The sequence below is a fragment of the Pyrobaculum sp. genome (assembly GCF_049971835.1).
Taxonomy (GTDB): domain Archaea; phylum Thermoproteota; class Thermoprotei; order Thermoproteales; family Thermoproteaceae; genus Pyrobaculum.
Genome location: NZ_JBMFKV010000231.1, coordinates 1 through 2618, shown reverse-complemented (window position 1 = coordinate 2618; position 2618 = coordinate 1). Strand labels below are relative to the sequence as shown.

Below are 2618 nucleotides of genomic sequence, written 5' to 3'. Positions count from 1 at the left end.
CCCTACAGATTTCTAGAGAGCCTGTCTCGTACAGACCTGTGGAGGTGCCCGGCCCCTCTTTCAACAGCTCTCTATTTTCCGACTGCGCCTCCGCCGGGCTCGGGGGCTTCTTCGCAGTGTATCGCTGCAGACGCGGAGAGCAGTACGTAGCCGTCAAGGTGCCCCACCAGCTGTCGAGATATTTCGAGACGGGGAGGCTGGCAAGCCTCACGAGGCAACCAGAGCCTCTGCAGAGAGAGGTGGAGGTGGTTAAGAAGCTGGATCATCCAAATGTGTTGAGGCTGCTGGAGGCTTATCCTGAATACGGCATTCTTGTATATGAGTGGGGCGACGGCGGCACGTTGGCTAGTCAAGACCTTTCTACAAAAGACAAGCTGAAGGCGTTGGTGCACGTGGCTGAGGGTCTTCGCTATCTTCACGAGCTCGGGTTGTACCACGGTGATTTGAAGCCGACGAATGTGGTTATTGTGGGCGGCGTCTGTAAACTCGCCGATTTGGCTTCTCTGAGAAGCGCCTTGTCCACGTCGCTGGGCTCTAGATACGCCGGGTGTACAAAAGGCTTCTGTGCTCCGGAGCAGGTGTTTTCCGACCTAGCCGCCGAGGCCAAGTCGCTGGGTCTTCAAAATAGGCGGGATGTGTACCAGCTCGGCAACCTAGCCCTCTGGCTCTTCGGCGTGGGGACCATAGACGGAGAACAGTGGGATCAAGCCGCCGTAGACAACGCGGCGGAGAAACTGGAGAAAGAGGTAAGAGGGCTGGGGGCTTTAGTAAAGACAACACTAGCTTTAAAACCTTCAGAAAGACCGCATATAGTGGAGGTATTGAAAGCACTTGTGGAGATATACTTGACTACAAAGGAATAAAATAACACAACGTGGATAGCTTATCGCCGCAACAGTAGCGGCCCTCATAGTGGCGCGGCGGTCTCTGCAGAATTTTGAAACTCTTCCAGCTCTGCGGGCTCGCGGCGGCCACGCCGCAGGCTCCCAACTCAAGCCTCCTCGTGCTTATAGTTATGCCCATGGCAACAGCCCCGGCGCGGCTCCCACCGGTGCAACAGAGGGCGGCTCTTCAATAATTGAGACGTTCTTGAGGACAAACTTCTGCAGAATTTGTTGTACATAGGAGGGGGGAGCTTGCCAAAGGAATATATGGGGTGTCGGAAAAAAGAATTACTTTAGGTAGCCTTGTCTTCTCAAGACTTCGGCGACTTTGGCGGCGAGTTCGTCGATGTTTATCTGAGGCTGTGCCGGGGCCTGCGCCGCCTGCTGAATTAGGAGGTATCTCAGTTGCTCTATCTCTTGTGGAGTCAGCGTCTGACCCCTCGCCGCTTTTGCCAGCAGAGCGCCTACCGTGGCGTCTACAGTCCTTCCAGTGAGCCAGTAGACCAGCCCCTTTGCCGCCTCTGTGCCAAGCTGTCTGAGGAGTATCGCCAGGGCCTCGGCTACCATTGCTTGATGTGGTTCGGCTATTTTAATATTTTCTCCTGGGTCAGCCTCGCCAGCTCTCTTGTGTATAGGTATAGGGAGAGGGCCATGAGGCCGCTGGTAATGCTGTATAAGATGTTGGCGCTTAGCACCGCCAGCACGGCCGCCACCAGGGCGAGCTTTGACCAGAGTAGAGCCTCTCCCGGCTTTAAAGCCGTCGGCTTCTTCACAATTCTATAAGCCGCGAAGACGGTGGAGTAGCCCAGCGCGATGTACGTGGCGGCGGCTACCGCCGCCGCGGCCCCGGCTACCGCGCCTAGGAAGTAGGTAAGCACGTAGACTAAAGCCCCCGCCACCGCAAATATGTAGTAGAGCGAGACGAGGCCGGAGGCCAGCTCCAGCGCCATGGCGAATTTCAACATGTCGATTACCCACCGCCTCACAGCCGCCTCATCACCAGCCATAGTAATCTAAGCCACCCACGTCTAATAAATCTAAAGAGGAATAGTTGCGCCAAGCCGCTTACGTAGTGGACGTTGACGTACTCCTCCGGCGTGTATACTCTGAGAGTGACTGTGGCCGCCGTGGGCGGCGGCGGCTCGGCGCCAGCTCTGCACTTAACCCGTTTTTCCCGGGTTTTTACTGGGAGGTTCTCGACGGTGTATAGAGGCATGTGGCGGCTCAGCGTTAAGAAGAGTAGGGGATCTGCGGCGTATACGAGGTTGCGTTTGAGGGGGGCTGGGTCAATTCGGCTTAGGTAGAAGGCGCGGCGGATGCACGCGCTGTCCCGCGCTTTTTCTCTCAAGCCGCTGGGCATAACCTCCAGCAGGTCTTCTAGTCTGTAGGGGGGCTCTAGCTTAAAGGCGTACTTCCCGGCGCCGGGTAGGCAGTAGTCAAGAGCCGGCGGGGGCGGGTCGCCGAAGGTGGAGTAGCCCTCGGGGGCCTCCGCCACTACAAAACGGCCAGCCAGGTGGCTGACGGGGCCGTGGAAGGCGAGGGGTTTTTTAGAGCTGTAGAGAAAGGACGCGACGCATCCAGGCGGCCCCACCAGCTTCATGACGCCGTAAGACACGTAGAGACACTGTATAGAACATAAATGTTTTGCGACGGTCCACACGTAGAGCCGTCTTAGGCGGCGTGCTGTGGAATCTTTAAATTATTTTAATAAATAGAATATTGTGTCGTATGACT

At 56.4% G+C, this 2618-nt stretch carries 5 protein-coding genes; 2 read left to right on the top strand and 3 right to left on the bottom strand.

All coding sequences use genetic code 11. The features are described from left to right. The coding region (locus tag ACP5J3_RS12895; protein WP_428496057.1) for a protein kinase family protein at positions 1–863 on the top strand (863 nt) is incomplete at its 5' end. Positions 864–937: 74 nt separating this feature from the next. Then, entirely contained in the window at positions 938–1078 is a 141-nt protein-coding gene (locus ACP5J3_RS12890; RefSeq protein WP_428496056.1) for a hypothetical protein, read from the top strand. 94 nt (positions 1079–1172) lie between these two features. Here ACP5J3_RS12890 and ACP5J3_RS12885 read toward each other — a convergent pair whose 3' ends face one another. The 3 genes from ACP5J3_RS12885 to ACP5J3_RS12875 are packed head-to-tail and all read right to left on the bottom strand — an operon-like array spanning position 1173 to position 2499. Next, entirely contained in the window at positions 1173–1451 is a 279-nt protein-coding gene (locus tag ACP5J3_RS12885) for a hypothetical protein (protein ID WP_428496055.1), read from the bottom strand. Positions 1452–1468: 17 nt separating this feature from the next. Further along, a complete protein-coding gene (locus tag ACP5J3_RS12880) occupies positions 1469–1891 on the bottom strand; it encodes a hypothetical protein (RefSeq protein WP_428496054.1) in 423 nt (140 codons plus the stop codon). Further along, complete coding sequence (locus ACP5J3_RS12875) at positions 1867–2499, bottom strand: hypothetical protein (RefSeq protein WP_428496053.1); 633 nt, start codon at positions 2497–2499, stop codon at positions 1867–1869. Before ACP5J3_RS12875 ends, ACP5J3_RS12880 begins: the two co-directional genes overlap by 25 nt. Positions 2500–2618 lie beyond the last annotated feature (119 nt).